This is a genomic window from Streptomyces sp. NPDC003393 (assembly GCF_053589015.1).
In genome coordinates this window covers 12,408-30,940 of record NZ_JBSFRB010000003.1, presented here as the reverse complement: position 1 = coordinate 30,940, position 18,533 = coordinate 12,408, and the positions used below count along the sequence as shown (strand labels likewise).

19 protein-coding genes are annotated in these 18,533 nt (G+C 72.9%); 9 read left to right on the top strand and 10 right to left on the bottom strand.

Translation table 11 applies throughout. From position 1 onward, the window contains the following. Window positions 1–5: 5 nt before the first annotated feature. The 3 genes from ACWDUZ_RS04090 to ACWDUZ_RS04080 are packed head-to-tail and all read right to left on the bottom strand — an operon-like array spanning window position 6 to window position 3,498. On the bottom strand, window positions 6–356 hold the full coding sequence (locus ACWDUZ_RS04090; RefSeq protein ID WP_451630214.1) for a UBP-type zinc finger domain-containing protein: 351 nt from the start codon (window positions 354–356) through the stop codon (window positions 6–8). Continuing rightward, entirely contained in the window at window positions 353–1,825 is a 1,473-nt protein-coding gene (locus ACWDUZ_RS04085; RefSeq protein WP_451630213.1) for an ATP-binding protein, read from the bottom strand. The genes ACWDUZ_RS04090 and ACWDUZ_RS04085 overlap by 4 nt, the downstream gene beginning before the upstream one ends. Further along, window positions 1,822–3,498 (bottom strand): FAD-dependent oxidoreductase, encoded by a 1,677-nt coding sequence (locus ACWDUZ_RS04080; protein WP_451630212.1) that lies wholly within the window; start codon window positions 3,496–3,498, stop codon window positions 1,822–1,824. The genes ACWDUZ_RS04085 and ACWDUZ_RS04080 overlap by 4 nt, the downstream gene beginning before the upstream one ends. Window positions 3,499–3,714: 216 nt before the next feature. Between ACWDUZ_RS04080 and ACWDUZ_RS04075 the strand changes: the two genes are divergently transcribed. Beyond that, window positions 3,715–4,587 carry a universal stress protein gene (locus tag ACWDUZ_RS04075; protein ID WP_451630211.1) on the top strand — a complete coding sequence of 291 codons (873 nt, stop codon included), beginning with the start codon at window positions 3,715–3,717 and terminating at the stop codon, window positions 4,585–4,587. Window positions 4,588–4,591: 4 nt separating this feature from the next. On the opposite strand, the gene ACWDUZ_RS04070 is transcribed toward ACWDUZ_RS04075, so the two are convergent. The 3 genes from ACWDUZ_RS04070 to ACWDUZ_RS04060 form a co-directional block, all read right to left on the bottom strand. Beyond that, on the bottom strand, window positions 4,592–5,827 hold the full coding sequence (locus ACWDUZ_RS04070) for a DUF4032 domain-containing protein (protein WP_451630210.1): 1,236 nt from the start codon (window positions 5,825–5,827) through the stop codon (window positions 4,592–4,594). Window positions 5,828–5,837: 10 nt separating this feature from the next. After that, on the bottom strand, window positions 5,838–6,584 hold the full coding sequence (locus tag ACWDUZ_RS04065) for an MBL fold metallo-hydrolase (RefSeq protein ID WP_451630209.1): 747 nt from the start codon (window positions 6,582–6,584) through the stop codon (window positions 5,838–5,840). A gap of 193 nt (window positions 6,585–6,777) precedes the next feature. Then, window positions 6,778–7,407, bottom strand: coding sequence for an alpha-ketoglutarate-dependent dioxygenase AlkB (locus ACWDUZ_RS04060; protein WP_451630208.1), 630 nt, complete (start codon window positions 7,405–7,407; stop codon window positions 6,778–6,780). Between the two features lie 151 nt (window positions 7,408–7,558). Between ACWDUZ_RS04060 and ACWDUZ_RS04055 the strand changes: the two genes are divergently transcribed. From ACWDUZ_RS04055 to ACWDUZ_RS04035, 5 genes are all read left to right on the top strand, one after another. Then, complete coding sequence (locus tag ACWDUZ_RS04055; RefSeq protein ID WP_451630207.1) at window positions 7,559–9,232, top strand: FAD-binding dehydrogenase; 1,674 nt, start codon at window positions 7,559–7,561, stop codon at window positions 9,230–9,232. Between the two features lie 71 nt (window positions 9,233–9,303). Next, window positions 9,304–10,050 carry a L,D-transpeptidase family protein gene (locus ACWDUZ_RS04050; RefSeq protein ID WP_451630206.1) on the top strand — a complete coding sequence of 249 codons (747 nt, stop codon included), beginning with the start codon at window positions 9,304–9,306 and terminating at the stop codon, window positions 10,048–10,050. Between the two features lie 16 nt (window positions 10,051–10,066). Next, the gene (locus ACWDUZ_RS04045) at window positions 10,067–10,762 is read left to right on the top strand and encodes a response regulator (RefSeq protein WP_451630205.1); all 696 of its coding nucleotides are present in this window, start codon (window positions 10,067–10,069) and stop codon (window positions 10,760–10,762) included. Window positions 10,763–10,793: 31 nt separating this feature from the next. After that, entirely contained in the window at window positions 10,794–12,644 is a 1,851-nt protein-coding gene (locus ACWDUZ_RS04040) for a sensor histidine kinase (protein WP_451630204.1), read from the top strand. A 78-nt stretch (window positions 12,645–12,722) separates the two neighbouring features. Further along, window positions 12,723–13,172 carry a DUF6098 family protein gene (locus ACWDUZ_RS04035; RefSeq protein WP_451630203.1) on the top strand — a complete coding sequence of 150 codons (450 nt, stop codon included), beginning with the start codon at window positions 12,723–12,725 and terminating at the stop codon, window positions 13,170–13,172. Window positions 13,173–13,190: 18 nt separating this feature from the next. On the opposite strand, the gene ACWDUZ_RS04030 is transcribed toward ACWDUZ_RS04035, so the two are convergent. After that, a complete protein-coding gene (locus ACWDUZ_RS04030; protein ID WP_451630202.1) occupies window positions 13,191–13,445 on the bottom strand; it encodes a WhiB family transcriptional regulator in 255 nt (84 codons plus the stop codon). 148 nt (window positions 13,446–13,593) lie between these two features. Here ACWDUZ_RS04030 and ACWDUZ_RS04025 point away from each other — a divergent pair, with 148 nt between their 5' ends. Then, complete coding sequence (locus ACWDUZ_RS04025; RefSeq protein ID WP_451630201.1) at window positions 13,594–15,021, top strand: MFS transporter; 1,428 nt, start codon at window positions 13,594–13,596, stop codon at window positions 15,019–15,021. A 147-nt stretch (window positions 15,022–15,168) separates the two neighbouring features. Here ACWDUZ_RS04025 and ACWDUZ_RS04020 read toward each other — a convergent pair whose 3' ends face one another. Beyond that, entirely contained in the window at window positions 15,169–15,621 is a 453-nt protein-coding gene (locus ACWDUZ_RS04020) for a cyclic nucleotide-binding domain-containing protein (protein WP_451630200.1), read from the bottom strand. A gap of 410 nt (window positions 15,622–16,031) precedes the next feature. After that, window positions 16,032–16,250: a 3-deoxy-D-manno-octulosonic acid transferase gene (locus ACWDUZ_RS04015; protein ID WP_451630199.1), complete on the bottom strand. Its 219-nt coding sequence runs from the start codon at window positions 16,248–16,250 to the stop codon at window positions 16,032–16,034. 215 nt (window positions 16,251–16,465) lie between these two features. On the opposite strand from ACWDUZ_RS04015, the gene ACWDUZ_RS04010 reads away from it, so the two are divergent. Continuing rightward, window positions 16,466–16,912 carry an ATP-binding protein gene (locus ACWDUZ_RS04010; protein WP_451630198.1) on the top strand — a complete coding sequence of 149 codons (447 nt, stop codon included), beginning with the start codon at window positions 16,466–16,468 and terminating at the stop codon, window positions 16,910–16,912. Window positions 16,913–17,198: 286 nt separating this feature from the next. Continuing rightward, entirely contained in the window at window positions 17,199–18,062 is an 864-nt protein-coding gene (locus ACWDUZ_RS04005) for a SigB/SigF/SigG family RNA polymerase sigma factor (RefSeq protein WP_451630197.1), read from the top strand. A 4-nt stretch (window positions 18,063–18,066) separates the two neighbouring features. Here the strand turns inward: ACWDUZ_RS04005 and ACWDUZ_RS04000 are convergent, their stop codons facing one another. After that, the gene (locus ACWDUZ_RS04000; RefSeq protein ID WP_451630196.1) at window positions 18,067–18,507 is read right to left on the bottom strand and encodes a hypothetical protein; all 441 of its coding nucleotides are present in this window, start codon (window positions 18,505–18,507) and stop codon (window positions 18,067–18,069) included. Window positions 18,508–18,533: the final 26 nt, after the last annotated feature.

The window sequence follows — 18,533 nt, the reverse complement described above, 5'->3', positions numbered from 1 at the left end:
ACCACTCAGCGCAAGGTGTCCGCCCAGTTCGCCGGGACGCGTCCCGCCGGGCCCGGCACCGGCTGGTCGGCCGGATGGGCCTGCGGGGGAGCGAGTTCGGGCCCGGAGTCGTACAGCTCCTGCGTGGCGTAGTTCCAGAACCAGCCCTCGCCCGGCTCGTAGCTCCGGATCACCGGATGCCCGGTGGCCCGGTAGTGGGCGGTGGCGTGCTGGGCCGGCGAGTCGTCGCAGCAGCCGATGTGGCCGCAGGCGGCGCAGCGCCGCAGGTGGAACCACCAGCCGCCGGCCGCGTCGCACTCCGCACAGCCGCTGCCGCTCGGCAGGGCATCCGGGTCGATTCCGTTGTCACTGCTCATGCCGGCTCCTCGAGGGTCGGGCTCGGTGATGTGTCGTCGTCGGCGGCGGTCAGCGGCAGCAGCACCTGGAAGCGCGTGTCGCCCGGCACCGACTCCACCCGGAGGGTGCCGTGGTGCTTGTTGACCACGATCCGCCAGGAGATGTCCAGCCCCAGCCCGGTGCCCTCGCCGACCGGCTTCGTGGTGAAGAACGGATCGAAGATGCGCCCGCGGATCTCCGGTGGGACGCCTGGCCCGGTGTCCCGGAACTCGACCAGGAGGCGGTCGCCGGTGCGCGCCGTCCGCACCGTCAGAATGCCTTCGCCGCCGGCGCTGTTGACGGCGGAGACGGCGTTGTCGATCAGGTTGGTCCACACCTGGTTGAGCTCGGCCGGATAGGCGGGGATCCTCGGCAGCGTACGGTCGTAGTCCTTGACCACCTTGATGTGCGGGCCGATCTTCGCGGACAGCATCAGCAGGGTGCTGTCGAGGAGTTCGTGCACGTCGGCGACCTGGTAGGGGGCGCGGTCCAGCTGGGAGTACTGCTTGGCGGCGTCCACCAGGTGTGAGATGCGGGTGGTGGAGTCCGCGATCTCGTCCATCAGCAGCTCGGTCTCCACCGTGTAGTTGAGCCACCCCACGGCCCCCGGCAGGATCTCCTCGCCGACCGCCACCGCGACCTCCTCGAGCCAGTCGACGTCGAGCCCGGCCTGCACGAAGGTGGGCGCGAGCTGCCAGGCCTGCTCGATGCCGTGGTCCTCCAGCCAGTCGGTGAGGGCGTCCTCCCGGTCGGAGGCCTCCAGCGGACTGAGCGACGGCGCCTTGGCGACCCGTTCGGCGGTGCGATCCTGGATGTCGATGAGATCGGCCAACTGCTCGCGGGAGAAGTGGCCTTCCGTGATCACGGCGAGCTTGTGCCGCATCTTGGCCACCCGTTCCCGCAGCGTCTCCGTGGCTCGCACGGCCGCCGCCGCGGGGTTGTTGAGTTCGTGCGTGAGACCGGCGGACAGGGAGCCGAGCGCCAGCAGCCGCTCGTGCTGCTGGGTCACCGCCTGGCTGCTCTTGGCCCCGAAGAACAGCCCCTCCAGCAGGTGAACCGCCATCGGGAACCACTCCCGCATGACGCCGGCGAACGTGTCCGCGGGCACCATGAAGAACCGCGTCGGCTCCGTGACGCGCATCGAGTTGTTGTACACCTGGCGCAACCGGTCGCCGACGTACGCCTGCGTGGCGCCCGCGTACACCCCCGGCTGCGAGGTCCGGGTGACCTCCACGTCGTCGCCGCCGATCCGGCGGGAGAGCACCACCGTGCCCTCGATCATCACGAAGAAGCAGGTGGCCGGCTCGCCCTCGGTGTACACCGGGCCGGGCTCGAACCGCTCCACCCGCCCCGCGGCGCACAGCCGGCCCAGCTGCTCCGGCGAGAGCTTCTCGAACAGGAACAGCGAACCGATCTCCCTGGGGCTGCACGGCATCGACTGCCCGGTCATGACTGCTCCAGGTAGCGGTGGACCAGCATCACGGCCATGGCTCCCTCTCCGACGGCGGACGCGACACGCTTGGCGGACTCCGCGCGCGCGTCGCCCGCCACGAACACACCGGGCACGTTGGTCTCCAGGTGGTACGGCGGCCGGTCCAACGCCCAGCCCGCCGGCGGCCGCCCGTCGGGGGTCAGGTCCGGCCCGGCCAGGATGAACCCGCGCTCGTCGCGCAGCACGGTGTCGCCGAGCCAGTCGGTCAGCGGGGCGGCGCCGATGAACACGAACATCCACTGGGCGTCGACCTGCTGGGTCTCCCCGGTCACCGTGTGCCGCAGCGTCAGCCGCTCCAGGTGCTCGGAGCCATGGGCCGCGTCCACGACGGTGTGGCTGCGCACGGAGATGTTCGGCGCCTCGTCGATCTGCTGGACGAGGTAGTACGACATCGACGCCGTCAGGTCGGTACCGCGCACCAGCAGCGTCACCGACTTCGCGCTCCGGGACAGGTACATCGCGGCCTGGCCCGCCGAGTTGGCGCCACCGACGATGTACACGTCCTGCCCCTGGCAGGCGGCCGCCTCCGTCAGCGCCGAGCCGTAGAACACCCCGCAGCCGGTGAGATCGGTGCAGCCCTCGGCGTCCAGCTGCCGGTACTGCACCCCGGTCGCCAGGATCACGCTGTGCGCGGCGATCGCCGACCCGTCGGCGAAGCGGACGATCCGGGCGGCACCGTTGGCCTCGAGGCCCGTCACCTCCCGCGCGGTCAGGATCTCGGCGCCGAAGCGGGCGGCCTGCCGCCGCGCCCGGTCGGTGAGCTGGGCGCCGGACACGCCGTCGGGGAAACCCAGGTAGTTCTCGATCCGGGAGCTCTGCCCGGCCTGCCCGCCCGTCGCCGACCGTTCCACCAGCACCGTGCGCAGCCCCTCCGAGGCGCCGTACACCGCCGCGCCGAGCCCGGCGGGGCCGCCACCGATCACGACGAGGTCGTAGAAGTCGGCCGCCGGTGTCGTGGCCAGCCCCACGTGGGCCGCGAGCTCGGGTGCCTCCGGCTCCACCAGCGGCGTGCCGTCCGGCGTGACCACCAGCGGCAGCCGCCGCCCGTCCTGGCCGGCCGCCTTCAGCAGCCGCTGCCCCTCGGGCTCGTCGGAGGAGTACCAGCGGTAGGGCACCTGGTTGCGCGCCAGGAACTCCCTGACCTCCGACGACCGCGCCGACCAGCGGTGCCCGACCACCTTGGTGCTGGGCACCGGCCGGTGGTCGCTCGTGCGCCACGCCCGGAGGAGGTCGTCCAGGACCGGGTACAGCTTCTCCTCGGGCGGGTCCCACGGCTTGAGCAGGTAGTGATCCAGATCCACCACGTTGATCGCGTCGATCGCCGCGTTGGTGTCGGCGTACGCGGTCAGCAGCACCCGGCGCGCTCCCGGGTACACGTCCAGGGCCTGTTCCAGGAATTCGATGCCGTTCATCCGCGGCATGCGGAAGTCGGCCAGGATCACCGCGACGAGGTCGCCGCGCAGCTTGAGCTCGCGCAGCGCGTCCAGCGCGGACTCGCCGGACTCCGCGCGCACGATCCGGTACGACTCGCCGTAGCGCCGCCTCAGGTCACGGGCGACGGCACGGGACACTCCCGGATCGTCGTCCACGGTCATGATGACGGTCCGCGCGGCCTCCGCGGCCTGAGTCATGTGTCTCCCACCCCGAGCGGTCGGATCGGCGGCACGGTGTGCGGCTCCGGACGCGTCACCGCGCCGACTTTCGCCCATCGTATGTTCGATCGCCCCGCTTCGCTCGGGTACCGGGAAGGCGGGCGCCGGACCGCGCGGACCCCTTCCGCGGCGGGGCGGTCGCGGTGGGGAAGACTGGGCGCACGGAACAGACCCCGACACAGGGAGGCGGACGGCATGACGCGGCCGATCACGGCAGGGGTGGACGGTTCGGAGGAGAGCCTCGCCGCGCTGGCCTGGGCGGGCCGGGAGGCCGAGCGCCGCCGGCTGTCGCTGCGGGTGGTGAGCGTCTGGAGTTTCGAGGTGCACGACGTCTTCCACCTGGGGGACCGGGAGGCGCAGCAGCAGTCGGTGCGTGACGCCATGGCCGAGACGCTCCGCGCCATCGCCGGGCGCCACCCGGACCTGGACGTGACCACGGACGTCGTGGAGGGCGGCGCCGCCCGTGAGCTGGCCGCCGCCGCGGCGGACGCCGGGATGCTGGTGCTCGGCTCGCGCGGGCGCGGCGCCCTGGTCGGCTTCCTCCTCGGCTCCGTGAGCCGGCAGGTGATCGCCGAGGCCGTACGGCCCGTCGTCCTGGTGCGGGCCGGGGACGAACCCGCGGCCGAGGCCGCCGGACGGGAGGTCGTGGTCGGCCAGCAGGGTACCCCCGAGGACAGCGCCGAGGTCCTGCGGTTCGCCTTCGAGACGGCCGCCGCGCGGGGCGCCACCGTCCGCGCCGTGCGCGCCTGGACCCTGCCGCCGGTGTTCGCCTACAGCCCCGGCTCGCTGAAGCTGCTCGACGAGGCCGGAGGCCTGGAGCCGTACGAGGCCGACGAGCTGGCCGCCGCGCTGCGGCCGTGGCGGGAGCGCTTCCCGGACGTCCCCGTCGTCGAGCAGGTCGAGATGGGCAGTGCGGGGCAGGTGCTGCTGTCCGCGGCCGGACGCGCCCAGCTGGTGGTCGTGGGCCGCCGCGCCCGCCGGACCGCGATCGGCGCCCGGATCGGTTCCGTCGCGTACGGGGTGCTGCACCACGCCGGCTGCCCGGTCGCGGTCGTCCCGCCGGCCTGAGCCCTCACTCGGACGACGCCGGATCCAGCGCCGCGCGCGCCTTGGGCAGGATGTTCTTGACGTAGTCGGCGACGGCCGTGTCCAGGCCGATGTCGTGCTGGGCGCGCTCGGACAGGTACCAGCGGTGCTCGAGGAGCTGGTGGTAGAGCTCGGCCGGGTCCATGGCGGCGCGCAGCTCGCGGGGAACGGCCCGCACGGTGGGCCGGAACACCTCCCGCACCCAGCGGTGCGCGAGCACCTCCGGGCGGGCCGCCAGGGGGTCGCCCGGGGCGTAGTCGTCCTGGGTGGCCATCCAGCTCTCCAGGTCGGTCAGCAGCCGCCGTGCCTGGTTCTCCTCGGTGTCCAGGCCGGTCAGGCGCAGCAGCTGCCGCTGGTGGTGGCCGGCGTCGACGACCTTGGGCACGAAGGTGACCGTGGAGCCGTTCGAGGCGTGCTCGATCTGCATCTCGGCGACGTCGAAACCGAGGTCGTTGAGCCGTCGTATCCGGCGCTCGATGTAGTGGTACTTGCCCGCCGGGTAGACCGAGGTGCGGGTCAGCTCCTCCCACAGTCCGCGGTAGCGGTCGCAGATCTCGGTGCCGAACTCCACCGGGTCCACCGCCGGGTGCAGCGCACCGGAGGCCTCCAGGTCGAGCAGTTCGCCGCTGATGTTCACCCGGGCCAGATCCAGGTCGTAGTCCCGCTGCCCCGTGCTCAGCCGCGGGTGCAGTTCGCCGGTCTCGGCGTCGACGAGGTAGGCGGCGTAGGCGCCCGCGTCGCGCCGGAAGAGCGTGTTGGACAGCGAGCAGTCGCCCCAGGCGAAACCGGTCAGGTGCAGCCGCACCAGCAGCACGGCCAGGGCGTCCATCAGCCGGTGCATGGTGGCCGGGCGCAGCGTCGTCTCGAACATCGACCGGTACGGCATCGAGCCGCCCAGGTGCCGGGTGACCAGCACCGGCTCCAGCGGGGCGCCCGAGCGGTCGGTGCGGCCGGTGACCACGGCGAGCGGGTCCACCGCTGGGATGGCGAGCCGGTCCAGGTCGCGCAGCAGCTCGTACTCGCGCAGCGCGGGCCGTTCGGCCAGCTCCTTGACGGCGATCACCTCGTCACCGGCCCGGGCGTAGCGCACCACGTGCCGGGAGATGCCGCGCGGCAGCGGCACGAGGTACTCCTCGGGCCACTCCTCGAGCGGTGTGTCCCACGGCAGTTCGAGCAGGAGTGCGGGATGCTCCGGGTTGGTGGCGCTGATCTGCAAGGCCATGGCGCAGAGCTTAGAGCGCGTGTTCCCGTGCCCGCCGCACGGCCTGCCCGACCGGGCCCCGGTGCACGGGCCCGTGGCCGGGCAGCAGCACGTCCGCGGGCAGGCCTTCGAGGATGTCCAGCGAGGTCAGGGCCCGGGCGCGTTCATGGTGGAACATGTCGGGCAGCAGCTGGGGGCCCCGGATCCGCGAGGTGGGGTGGGCGCTGACCAGGGCGTCGCCGGAGATCAGCACGCCCGCGTCCGGCAGGTGGAAGGCGACGTGGCCGCGGGTGTGGCCCGGTGTGTGCACGGGCACGGGACGCCCCGGCAGATCCAGCGGACCCACCGCCGGGAACGGCTCCGGTGCGGCCACCGGCAGATGCGCGGTGCCGCCGACGCGCAGCGAGTGCACCGCCCACGGCAGCACGCCCGGCCGCCAGCCGTTGCGCAGCACCGTGCCGACGGTCACCTGGTGCAGGAAGTCCCGCCGGGCATGCGGTACTTCCGCCTCGTGCAGTTGCACGGGGGTGTCGTAGGTGGCGCGCAGGTACTCGGCGGAGCCCAGGTGGTCGTTGTGGGCGTGGGTGATCAGCACGGCGGCCACGGCCTGCGGCGAGCTGCCCACGGCGGCCAGCGAGTCGAGCAGGTGCCGCCGGTCGCCGGGGTAGCCGGTGTCGATCAGTGTGACCGCGTCGCCCTCGGTCAGGATCACCCAGTTGGTGTTGCTGCCGTGCACCAGATAGGTGCCGTCGGCGACCTGTTGCACGTCCGCCCGCATCGATCTCCTCGACATCCTCGGGCCCGCTGCCCGACGGGGACAGCAAATCAGACGGGGCCCGGACGTGGCACGGAGGGGGGTGCCCGGCGGCGGTCGGTGGTGACGGGAACCCCGGTGCCGGCCGGCTCCGCGTGCGGGAGCCGGCGACGACGAGGACGGTGGTGGTGCGGGCGCCGGCGGTCGGACCGGCCGCTCAGCGCACCCCGGACGGGCGGAACTGGATGCTGATGCGCGGTTCCGTGGCCCGGGTGCTCTTGGGCACGCAGTGTTCCCAGGTGCGCTGGCAGGATCCGCCCATGACGATCAGGTCGCCGTGTCCCAGCGGCCGGCGGATGGTGGGGCCGCCTCCCGCCGGACGCAGCAGCAGGTCCCGGGGCGCCCCCACGGAGAGGATCGCGACCATCGTGTCCTCGCGTGCGCCGCGCCCGATCCGGTCGCCGTGCCAGGCGACGCTGTCCCGGCCGTCGCGGTAGTAGCACAGCCCGGCCGTGGTGAACGGCTCGCCCAGCTCACGGCCGTAGTGCGCGGTCAGGGCGTCACGAGCCTCGGTGAGCACCGGATGGGGGAGCGGGTCGTCCGCCCCGTAGAAGGCGAGCAGACGGGGTACGGCCACGACGTTGTCGTACATCGTGCGGCGCTCCGCGCGCCAGGGCACCTCGGCGGCCAGCCGTTCGAAGAGGTCGTCGGCGCCCTCGAGCCACCCGGGCAGCAGGTCGATCCAGGCGCCGCGGCCGAGCACCGTGCGGCGCAGTCCGTCCAGCGGGCCGAGCCGGAGCTCGTCGGCCTGGTCGAAGAGGGAGCCCTGGAGGTGGTGCGCGGTCATGGCTCCAGCGTACAACCGAATCGAAAATGTGTTCCTATCAACTGGTTCCGAAGACGAGTGCCCGACCCCTGTCCGATACAACGGTGTATCGGATACATTCGCGTATCGAAAACGGGTCGGACACGTGGACCGGAGAAAGGGATCGGACGCCATGGACGCGGACGTCATCGTCGTCGGAGCCGGCCTCGCGGGGCTGGTCGCCGCGCATGAACTGACCAGCCGGGGCCGCAGGGTCGCCCTCGTCGACCAGGAGAACGCCGCCAACCTCGGTGGGCAGGCGTACTGGTCCTTCGGAGGGTTGTTCCTCGTCGACTCGCCCGAGCAGCGGCGCCTCGGCATCAAGGACTCCTTCGAACTGGCCTGGAACGACTGGCAGGGCAGCGCGCAGTTCGACCGGCTCGACGACGAGGACTCCTGGGCGGTGCGCTGGGCGCGCGCCTACGTCGAGTTCGCGGCGGGGGAGAAGCGGTCCTGGCTCGCCGGACACGGCATCAGCCTGCTGCCCACCGTGGGGTGGGCCGAGCGCGGTGACCTCAGGGCCGACGGCCACGGCAACTCCGTACCCCGTTTCCACATCGCCTGGGGCACCGGCACGGGCGTCGTCGAGCCGTTCGCCGACCATTCCCGGCAGGCCGCGCGGGACGGCCTGCTCACCTTCCACCACCGGCACCGGGTGGACGAACTCGTCGTCGAGGGCGGCGCGGCGCGCGGAGTGCGCGGCACGGTGCTCGCCGAGGACGACGCGCCGCGGGGCGTGGCCTCCAACCGGGACGCGGTGGGCGCGTTCGAACTCACCGCGCAGGCCGTGATCGTCACCTCCGGCGGCATCGGTGCCGACCACGACATCGTCCGCCGCTACTGGCCCGAGCGGCTCGGCACGCCCCCGGCCGACATGGTCACGGGCGTCCCGGCGTACGTCGACGGCCGGATGCTCGACATCAGCGCGGCGGCCGGCGCCCGGCTGGTCAACCGCGACCGCATGTGGCACTACACCGAGGGCGTGCGGAACTGGAACCCGATCTGGCCCGGCCACGGCATCCGCATCCTGCCCGGACCGTCCTCCATCTGGCTCGACGCCCTCGGCCGCCGCCTGCCCGACCCGTGCCTGCCCGGCTACGACACCCTGAGCACCCTCCGGCACCTGCGCACCACGGAGGACATCGCCGGTCACGACCACTCCTGGTTCGTGCTCACCCGGAAGATCGTCGAGAAGGAGTTCGCCCTGTCGGGCTCCGAACAGAACCCCGACATCACCGCCAAGGACCGCCGGGCCGTGCTGCGCGACCGGCTGCTCGGCAAGGGCGCGCCCGGGCCCGTGCAGGACTTCCTGCGGCACGGCGCGGACTTCGTGGTCGCCGACACCCTCGACCAACTCGTCGAGAAGATGAACAAGCTCACCGACCAGCCGCTCCTGGACGCCGCCGAGGTGCGCCGCCAGGTGGAGGCCCGCGACCTGCAGATGGCCAACCCGTACAGCAAGGACGCCCAGGTCCAGGGCATCCGCAACGCCCGCCGCTACCTCGGCGACCGCCTCGGCCGGGTCGCTGCCCCGCACCGCGTCCTGGACCCCGCGGCCGGCCCCCTCATCGGCGTCAAGCTGCACATCCTGACCCGCAAGACCCTCGGCGGCATCCAGACCGACCTCGACTCCCGCGCCCTCGGCGCGGACGGCACGCCCGTCGAGGGCCTGTACGCGGCCGGCGAGGTCGCCGGCTTCGGCGGCGGCGGCGTCCACGGCTACAACGCCCTGGAGGGCACGTTCCTCGGCGGTTGCCTGTTCTCCGGGCGCGCGGCGGGACGCGCGGCGGCCGACCAGACGGCCTGAACGGCGCGCCCACGGGGCGATGGCACCGGGAACCTGACGAGTTCCTCACACGTGTCGGCCATGGTCGACACATGATCACTCGCAGTCCCCGTGTCACCCTGGTCGCCGTGTGCCTGCTGCTCACCGGATGCGGCGGCGGTGCGGTGGCGGTGTCCGGCACTCCGTCCGCCCCCGTCACCGCACCGACCGGCGCTCCCGCACCCCGCCCCGAGATCTCGGTCGACGCGGCCCCGCAGCACATACCCGGCCTGGGCCCCCGGACCCTGGCGGCGATACCCTCCCGCTCCCGGCAGGTCGTCGTGGTCACCGGACGCGGCCACGACTCCCCGGACTCCACGGTCGTGCTGTACCAGCGCGACGGCACCGGCTGGCGGGCCGGGGAGAGCCGGCCCGCGCACAACGCCCTCAAGGGCTGGACCGACCACCACCTCGCCGGCGACCTGCGCTCGCCCGTCGGTGTCTACACCCTCAGCGACGCGGGCGGCCTGAAGCGCGACCCCGGGACCCGGCTGCCGTACCACCACTCCGCCGGGTTCACCTCGCCCGGCACCGGTTTCGAAGGGGAGTCGCTGGCCGGGTCGTTCGACTACGTCGTCGCCATCGACTACAACCGCCGGCCGGGCACCTCGCCGCTCGACTGGACCCGCCCGCTGGGCGCGAGCCGTGGCGGCGGCATCTGGCTGCACGTCGACCACGGCGGCCCCACCCACGGCTGCGTCAGCCTCGCCGAACGGCACATGAAGGAACTGCTGCTGACCCTCGACCCGGCCCGGCACCCCGTCGTCGTCATGGGCGACGCGGCGTCCCTGCGCCGCTGAAAATAGGATTCACCGAGTGTGCGCACATGTGCTGGTCGCCGAGGACGACGAGATGCAGGCCGAACTCATACGCCGGTCGCTGCTGGCGGAGGGCCACACCGCGACCGTGGTCCACGACGGCCGGGCCGCCCTGGACGCGGCCCGGCTCGACCGCCCCGACCTGGTGGTCCTGGACCTGATGCTGCCGGTGATCGACGGCTTCGGGGTGTGCCGGGTGCTGCGCCGGGACGACGACGTCCCGGTGCTGATGCTCACCGCCCGCTCGGCCGAGGACGACGTGCTGCTCGGCCTCGAACTCGGTGCGGACGACTACATGACCAAGCCGTACAGTCCCCGCGAGCTGATGGCCCGGATCCGCACCGTCCTGCGCCGCAGCGGGCGGGCCGACGACCGGCGCGCGGACCCCGCCGTACGGGCCGGGGACATAGCCGTCGATCCGGTGCGGCACGAGGTACGGTGCGAGGGGCGGCCGGTGGGGTGCACCCCGGCCGAGTTCGAGATCCTGCTGGCCATGGCCGGCGAACCCGAACGGGTCTTCACCCGGCGTCAGCTGCTCCAGTGCACCAGAGGCCTGGACCGGGCCTCCACCGAACGGGCCGTCGACGTGCACATCATGAACCTGCGCAAGAAGCTCGAGGCCGACCCGCGCCGCCCGGCCCGCCTGCTCACCGTCTTCGGCGTCGGCTACAAACTGAGCGGGGGCAGGTCATGAGCGGGCGCCACGCGCCGCGCGGGGGCGGCGCATGAGCGGCGGCATACCGCTGCGCAAGCGCCTGCTGGTCCGGCTGCTGATCGCCTCCGTGCTCATCGCCCTGTGCTCGGTCGCGGCGACGGCCTGGCTGGCGGTGGAGACCACCACCCGCGCCCTGCGCGAGGAGCAGGGCCAGGACCTCGCCGACGACATGGACATCCTCGCCCGGCTGAGCGGCTACGCCGCCACGCACCCCGACTGGAAGGGCGTCGAGCCGACCGTACGGGCCCTCGCCTCGCGGACCGGCCGCCGGATCGCCCTGACCACCACCGACCGCACCCCCATCGCCGACTCCGCGTCGCACGGCGGCCCGCTGCCCCCGAACGCCGCCGCGACCATCGACCCCCTGCACACCGACACCTACACCCAGCGCGGCGCTCAGCGCAGCGGCATCGACCCACGCGCCGTCGGCCCCTTCCGGCTGCCTGCCACGGAACGGACCCGGCTGGACGTCCTGGCCGACAAGCGCAGGAACTGCTTCCAGCGCCACGGCGTCGAGACCACCGTCCGGCGCCTACCGAGCGGTCGCCCGGTCGTCACCGCGACGGACGGTCCCGGCTCCACAGCGACCGAGTGCGCGGACGGTCGCCTCAACGCCCCCACCGCCACCGAGCAGAAGGCGCTCGACGTGCTCGCGCGGCGGGCCCGCACCTGCCTGAGCCATCAGGGACTGGACCCGCAGACCCCGCTGTTCTCCCTCTTCGACCCCGCCGACATGACCGCGGGCACCCGCCTCGTCGTGGCCAAGATCGCGAAGTCGGGAGACCCGGCGGAGGCGAAGAAGGCGCAGGAGTGCGCCGACAGCGCCCGCCGCGCACAACTCGATCCCTACGTGGCCCCGGTCGCCCAGCTCTACCTCGGCGGCGGGGCCGGCACCGAGTCCCGCTTCGTCATGTCGCCCGCCAACAAGGCCAAGATCATCGGCGCGGCCGGCCTGGTGCTCGCCGTCACCGTCGCCGTGACGGCCGTGGTCGCCACCCGGCTCGTACGGCCCCTGCGCGCCCTGACCGAGGCGGCCCGGCAGCCACCCGAACTCCACGTGCGGGTCCCGGTGACCACCCGGGACGAGACCGGTCTGCTCGCCGTGGCGTTCAACGCGCTGACCGAGCGCCGCGAGCGGCTGGAGGCCCAACGCAAGGCGATGGTCAGCGACATCGCCCACGAACTGCGCAGCCCGCTCACCAACATCCGCGGCTGGCTGGAGGTCGCCGGGGACGGCCTCGTCGACCCCGACCCCGCCCTGCTGGCGTCCCTGCACGACGAGGCGCTGGTGCTCCAGCGGATCATCGACGACCTCCAGGACCTGGCCGCCGCCGACGCGGGCACCCTGCGCCTGCACCGTGAACCGCTGCGCGTCCGCGACCTGCTCGACCAGGTCGTCGCCGCCCACCGCGTGGCCGCCGACGCCGAGGGTGTCGCCCTGCGCGCCCGGGCGGACGGCGAACCCTGGCTGGACGCGGACCCGGTACGCATGCGGCAGGCGCTCGGCAACCTGGTCTCCAACGCCCTGCGCCACACACCCGCCGAGGGCACGGTCACCGTGGCCGCGCGCCTCGACGGCGACGAGGTCGTCCTCGACGTGACCGACACCGGGTGCGGCATCGGCCCGGCGGACCTGCCGCACGTCTTCGACCGGTTCTGGCGCGCGGAGAAGTCCCGCAGCCGCCGCACCGGCGGCAGCGGCCTCGGCCTCGCCATCGTCCGCCACCTGGCCGCCGCCCACCGAGGCACCGCCACGGCGGTCAGTGAACCCGGCGCCGGAAGCGTCTTCACCCTGCGGCTGCCCGCCGCCCCGCCACCACCGGAGAGCCGGGGGGTGACCCCCAGCGGCCGGAGCGAGTGATCGTGGAGCCGTGCCGCGCTGATTCCCCCGGCCGGGGTGCGGGTACCCCGAGCGCCTGAGGGAGAGGGAGATCACGGCATGAGCGCATCGGACGAGCTGCGGGTCGTGCACTCGCTGGCCGAACTGGCCGACGTCGTCGAGCGGGACCGGGGGCTGTACGTCCGCTGGTCACGCGGCCCCGGAACCGACTTGGGCGCCACGTCGAGCACCGACGCCCTCACCGGCGTACCCATGCCGGGCCTGTCGGCCAATCCGCTGGACGTGGAGGAGTGGTGGCGGAACCGGTCCGTGGAGCTGTGGGTGGCGCGCCGGCTGTACGACTACGCGCATCTGCCGCACGACAAGGGTCCCGGGGTCCGTCCCTGGGTCCTCAAGGGCCGGGAGGCGGGCCGGGGGCCCGACAACGAGCCGCTGGTGGTCGACGTGGACCCCGTGTGCTGGATCGCCCTCGGCGTCATCGACGAGGCGCGGGCCGCGGTGCGGCGGCAGGAGTCGGAGTGGGGGACCATGCGCCGCTCCGGCGGCTGACCGGTCCGCACACGAAGGTCACCTGAAGCGGCGACGGGCCACGGCGCGCCGCCGCTTCAGCGCACGGCGTTCGCTCTCGGTGGTGCCGCCCCACACGCCGATGGTCTGGTCCGTGTCGAGCGCCCACTCCAGACACCGCTCCTGGACGGGGCAGCGCCGGCACACCGCCCTGGCCTGCTCCAGCTGTGCCAGCGCCGGGCCGGTCGTGCCGATCGGGAAGAAGAGGTCGGGGTCCTGCCCGCGGCAGGCGGCGTGGTCTCGCCACTGGTCCATGAAGAGTCACCTGCGATCGGAAGTCGTCTGTGGTCCATGCCTGAACATGTGCAGGTACATATACCTGTCCGGCTTCGGGTCACCTGCCGCCGCGTGGGTGAAACGCACCGGCACAGCCGGTCCTGCGATAGTGAACCCGGACAGGAAGATGTATCGACCAACCAGGGACCCCGTGGACACCAGCGACACCACTGACACCGCCGACACCTCAGACCACTCCTCGGGCCGCTCCGACGGCGGCACGGCGGCCCCACGGCCGGGCGAGGCGGGGACCGAGAGCGACCGCACGACCCGGGCGTCGGCGGGCGGCGACGGCCCGGAGCCCGCCGCCGGAACCGTCCGGCGCGGCTGGCGCCGCTGGGCCATGGACACCCGCCCGCTGCGGCGGCCCGCCTACCGCCGGCTGTGGTCGTCGACCATCGTCACGGCGGTCGGCAGCCAGCTCACCGCCGTCGCCGTGCCCAAACAGATCTACGACATCACGGGCTCCTCCGCCTGGGTCGGTTACGCCAGCCTCGCCGGGCTGGTGCCCATGGTCGTGTTCGCCCTGTGGGGCGGCGCGGTCGCCGACACCGTGGACCGCCGCAAGCTGCTGCTGGTCACCAACAGCGGCATCGCCGTCACCTCGCTGCTGTTCTGGTTGCAGGCGGCGACCCGGATGGGGTCGGTCGTGGTGCTGATGGTGCTGCTCGCCGTGCAGCAGGCCTTCTTCGGGCTGAACTCCCCGGCTCGCAACGCCTCCATCGCCCGGCTGGTTCCCGAGGAGGAACTCCCGGCGGCCAACGCCCTGGGGTCGACGGTCATGCAGACCGGCCTGGTGGCCGGGCCGTTGCTGGCCGGCGCGCTGATCCCCGTCATCGGCCTGCCCGAGCTCTACCTCGTCGACGCCGTGGCCCTGTGCGTCACCGTGTGGGCGGTGGTCCGGCTGCCGTCGCTGCCGCCGCTGTCCGGTGCCGCGGCCCGCCGCGCCGGGGTGCGCGAGATCGCCGCCGGGTTCCGCTACATATCCGGCCACAAGGTGCTGCTGCTGTCCTTCGTGGCCGACATCATCGCCATGGTCTTCGGCATGCCCCGCGCCCTCTTCCCGCAACTCGCCGCCGAGACCTACGCCCCCTACGGCGAGGGCCTGGCGCTGGGTCTGCTGTTCGCGGCCGTCCCCATCGGCGCGGTGGTCGGCGGCCTGTTCTCCGGGACCTTCTCCCGGGCCCGCAGGCACGGCTGGATGGTCGTCGGAGCGGTGACGGCCTGGGGCCTGGCCGTCACCGGATCCGGCCTGAGCCGCAACCTCTGGATCGCGGTGGCGTTCCTGGCCGCCGCCGGTGTCGCCGACATGGTCTCCATGGTGTTCCGGGGCGCGATCCTGCTCTCCGCCGCCACCGACGAGATGCGCGGCCGGATGCAGGGCGTCTTCACGGTCGTGGTGGCGGGCGGCCCGCGGCTGGCCGACGTGCTGCACGGCACGGCCGGTTCGGCCTTCGGCCCGCGTGCCGCCGTCGCGGGCGGCGGGCTGCTGGTCGTCGCCCTGATGCTGGTCCTGGCGGCCGCCGTACCGGCGCTGCGCCGCTACCGCGTCTGAGCCCGAGGGCCCCCGCGCCGGGCCCGCGATGATCCGGACGAGAGGCGAACGGGTGCTGTAGGTGAGCCTTGTCGGTGAAAGGATTCGACGACAGGAGCCGGCCCAGGTGTGCTGATCACGGGCGTCGACGACGCTCGCGATCGGCCCTCAGAGGCCGCGCCGGGGGATCGTGTACTGCTCCATGAGCCTCACCCGGGTCGTCTCCAGCCGGTGGGCGAGGATCTCGGCGACGGTGCGCACCAGGGACAGCCCGAGCAGCGGGTCCTCCACACACAGCGCCATCACGGCCGGCCCGTCGAACTCGTAGGCCCGCACGGGACTGAAGGCCTCGGCCCCGAAGTCCCACTCGTACGGCGGGAACAGCCAGGACCAGCCGAGCAGGTCGCCCGCGCCCAGACTCGCCACGGTCACCCGCCGGAGCGGCGTGACCTGCTGGTCGAGGTGGACGGCGCCGGAGCGGATGACCCAGAACCGGTCTGCCGTGCCGCCTGCCTCGAAGATCCTGGTGTCCTCGGGGAAGGACACCTCCTTCGCCAGCTCCATCAGGCGTTCGCGCTGCCTGTGGGGGAGGGCGGTGAGCAGTTTTATCGCTTTGGTCATGACCGGAGGCTCCTTGCCGGCGTCGGGATCCGCGCATGTGCCTACGCCCATTTCATCCGTTACGGGCGCCCCGGGCACCTCGGCGGGCACGGCCTCGTCCGGCGGGACGCCGGGTGCGGCGCCGCGCGGGCATGAAAAAGCCCTGGCTGGACGGGGGAAGCCAGCCAGGGCCGTATGCGGCGGTGTACGGAGGACACTTCGGGTCGACCCCGTCACCGCGTATGTATGAACCGTAAACCATCTCGGAGGGGTTGACGTACTCGGAACCGGCTCACGTGACCGGATTCACTCGCCCGGCAGTCGTGACACATGTATCCGCGGCCGTGACACGGCTGCCCGGGGGGCCGCGGTGTGCGGCGCGACAGCCGGCACACCGTGGACCCTCCGCGAGGCGGGCCCGCGCCCGCCCGTCAGGCCTGCTCGTGCCTGCCGGGAGTGAGGATCTCGTCCAGCACCCTCAGCACGGTCTCGTACGAGAGCACGCGCACGGCGGCCTCCCGCGCCCCGTCCGGATCGGTCGGCCCGAGCCTGTCGCGGCGGACGCGCCACCGGTGCTCCTCCTGCTCCGCACAGCGCCTGGCGCGCTGCATGCGCCGCAGCAGCTCGTCTGAGTCCACGACTTCAGTCATGCCGTTCACATACCCGCGCAGCAGCGCCGCGATCGCTCGCCCCCGCCGCTCGCCACCGGGAGCCGGGATGTTTGGCGCAGCCCGGAGAGGCTAGCCGAACGGAGAGGCCCCCGCGCAGTCGCAGGGCACGAGGCCCCCGGCCCGCCGACGGGTCGGCCACCGGTCCGGCCGTGTTCTTCATCGTCCGGTGAGTTCACCATCCAGGGAGCGAGGAGATGTGCGACAAGCACTGGATCACCCCCGGCGCCGCAGCGCGGTCCGCCGTGGACCGGACCGGACGGCAGCCCGGGCCGTGCAGGCCGGCCGACGTCCGCCGCGCGGTGGAACGCGCGATCAGTGAGTGCTGCCGGACGGGCGGGCCGTGCGACGCGCACGCCGTCTCCGACGCCCAGCTCGTCGCCTCCGAACTCACGACCAACGCGATCCTGCACGGCGGCGGCGTGACGGACTTCCACGTGGACGTGGTCGGACGGGACGTGCGCGTCTGCGTCAGCGACCGCAGTGACCGGCTACCGGTGGTCCGGCCGCCCGTGGACGGCCACGGCCGGCGCCGGGTGGGCGGCCACGGCTGGCCGATCGTGTGCCGGCTCTCGCGCGATGTGCAGGTGTCCGACCTGCCCTCCGGCGGCAAATGCATCAGCGTGGTGGTGCCGCTGGTCTGATCCGGTCCGACGCGGTTCCCGCGAACCCGTCCGAACCGGTGGCTCCCCCCAACCCGTACGAAGAAGTCGATCCGATCCGGTCCGGCACGGCGCCGCGGCAGACCCGCTGCGAAGCGGCACCGAATGCGGCGTTTGTTCCTGATACTCCAGGGCAGACGAAACCTCGTGCTTCGGACCGGAGGCGCCAGCGGGAGCGGTAGGGCTGCCGCCCGACGGCCTCCAGGTCACCCGGACAGCGTCCCCCCTTCCGCGGTCATTCCCTGAAATCGTTCAGGAGCGATTCCGCATGCTCATTGATAGGTCGACAAACCGTCATGGCGTCCCTGAAGACCATGCCGCTCCCGCCCGGCGGCTCCACGACGACGCACCCGACACCGCGGCCCTCTTCCACCGCCTCGCCGAGCTGCAGGAGGGTCCCGAACGCGATGCGGTGCGCGACGCACTCGTGACCGCGTGGCTGCCCATGGCCCACCGCATCGCGGGCCGTTTCCGCGACCGCGGGGAGTCGATCGAGGACCTGCGGCAGGTCGCGGCGCTGGGGCTGGTCAAGGCCATCGACCGGTTCGACCCGGACCGCGGGGCGTTCGAGAGCTACGCCGTGCCCACCATCACCGGTGAGGTCAAGCGGCACTTCCGGGACCGGATGTGGGCCCTGAGGGTGCCCCGCCGCGTGCAGGAACTGCGCAACAAGGTGCGGGTGGCCCGCCGCGAACTCACCCAGAACCCCGGCAGCCCCGAACCCTCGGTCGCCGCCATCGCCGCCCACACCGGACTGACGGAGGAGGAGGTCGGCACCGGGATGGAGGCGCTGGAGAGCTTCAGCACGCTCTCCCTGGACGCCGAGCTGTCCACCGGTGCCGACGGCTACAGCCTCGCCGACACGCTCGGCTCCGCGGACACCTCCTACGACGTCGTCGTCGACCGGGAGTCCGCGAAGGCAGGGTTGCGCCGGCTCCCCGAACGCGAACGCGCCATCCTCTACATGCGCTTCTTCGAGGACATGACGCAGAGCCGCATCGCCGACCGGCTGGGCATCTCCCAGATGCACGTCTCCCGGCTCATCAGCCGCAGCTGCGCACGGGTGCGTGACGAGGTGCTGGCGGAACGGGCGAACCGGCGCGGCAACGGGTCCCGGCCGACGGTCGCGTGAGTGGTCAGAAGTCCGTGGACAGGCCGCTCGCCTCGGCGATGCCGCGCAGCTCCTCGGTCTCCCGGTGACGATCGCGCAGGTAGTCGGCTATCTCGGTCAGGCGGGCCGGGTCCGAGGCGGTCGCCGCGTCGGTGACGACCCGGACCGGGCCGGTCTCCTCGATGTCCAGGACGACCAGCTCGTTGTCGAGCCGGCCGGTGACGGCGGTGGCGATGACCAGGGCGGCCTCGTCCCTGATCTCCTGAGGCAGGCCCTGGGTCTGGGGGCCGTCCAGCGGGAAGTCCGCGGTGGGCACCCCCTGCTCGCCCTGTTCGTGAATGGCCCGCAGGACCGGGGCGACGACGGCGAGCAGGCGTTCGTAGTCCTCTTCGGGCATCCGGATCCGCAACAGGTCGAGGTACACCTGCACGGCCCGGTCATCGGGCGGAAGCTCGTCTTCGTTCATCTGCTCCGTGTTCCCCGCCCCGCGCC

Coding starts and splice junctions, on each gene's coding strand:
- ACWDUZ_RS04000 (WP_451630196.1), bottom strand. CDS start 18,507: ATGAACGAAGACGAGCTTCCGCCCGATGACCGGGCCGTGCAGGTGTAC.
- ACWDUZ_RS04020 (WP_451630200.1), bottom strand. CDS start 15,621: ATGACCAAAGCGATAAAACTGCTCACCGCCCTCCCCCACAGGCAGCGC.
- ACWDUZ_RS04030 (WP_451630202.1), bottom strand. CDS start 13,445: ATGGACCAGTGGCGAGACCACGCCGCCTGCCGCGGGCAGGACCCCGAC.
- ACWDUZ_RS04065 (WP_451630209.1), bottom strand. CDS start 6,584: ATGCGGGCGGACGTGCAACAGGTCGCCGACGGCACCTATCTGGTGCAC.
- ACWDUZ_RS04035 (WP_451630203.1), top strand. CDS start 12,723: ATGAGCGCATCGGACGAGCTGCGGGTCGTGCACTCGCTGGCCGAACTG.
- ACWDUZ_RS04060 (WP_451630208.1), bottom strand. CDS start 7,407: ATGACCGCGCACCACCTCCAGGGCTCCCTCTTCGACCAGGCCGACGAG.
- ACWDUZ_RS04090 (WP_451630214.1), bottom strand. CDS start 356: ATGAGCAGTGACAACGGAATCGACCCGGATGCCCTGCCGAGCGGCAGC.
- ACWDUZ_RS04025 (WP_451630201.1), top strand. CDS start 13,594: ATGTATCGACCAACCAGGGACCCCGTGGACACCAGCGACACCACTGAC.
- ACWDUZ_RS04085 (WP_451630213.1), bottom strand. CDS start 1,825: ATGACCGGGCAGTCGATGCCGTGCAGCCCCAGGGAGATCGGTTCGCTG.
- ACWDUZ_RS04075 (WP_451630211.1), top strand. CDS start 3,715: ATGACGCGGCCGATCACGGCAGGGGTGGACGGTTCGGAGGAGAGCCTC.
- ACWDUZ_RS04055 (WP_451630207.1), top strand. CDS start 7,559: ATGGACGCGGACGTCATCGTCGTCGGAGCCGGCCTCGCGGGGCTGGTC.
- ACWDUZ_RS04040 (WP_451630204.1), top strand. CDS start 10,794: ATGAGCGGCGGCATACCGCTGCGCAAGCGCCTGCTGGTCCGGCTGCTG.
- ACWDUZ_RS04070 (WP_451630210.1), bottom strand. CDS start 5,827: ATGGCCTTGCAGATCAGCGCCACCAACCCGGAGCATCCCGCACTCCTG.
- ACWDUZ_RS04080 (WP_451630212.1), bottom strand. CDS start 3,498: ATGACTCAGGCCGCGGAGGCCGCGCGGACCGTCATCATGACCGTGGAC.
- ACWDUZ_RS04010 (WP_451630198.1), top strand. CDS start 16,466: ATGTGCGACAAGCACTGGATCACCCCCGGCGCCGCAGCGCGGTCCGCC.
- ACWDUZ_RS04015 (WP_451630199.1), bottom strand. CDS start 16,250: ATGACTGAAGTCGTGGACTCAGACGAGCTGCTGCGGCGCATGCAGCGC.
- ACWDUZ_RS04005 (WP_451630197.1), top strand. CDS start 17,199: ATGCTCATTGATAGGTCGACAAACCGTCATGGCGTCCCTGAAGACCAT.
- ACWDUZ_RS04050 (WP_451630206.1), top strand. CDS start 9,304: ATGATCACTCGCAGTCCCCGTGTCACCCTGGTCGCCGTGTGCCTGCTG.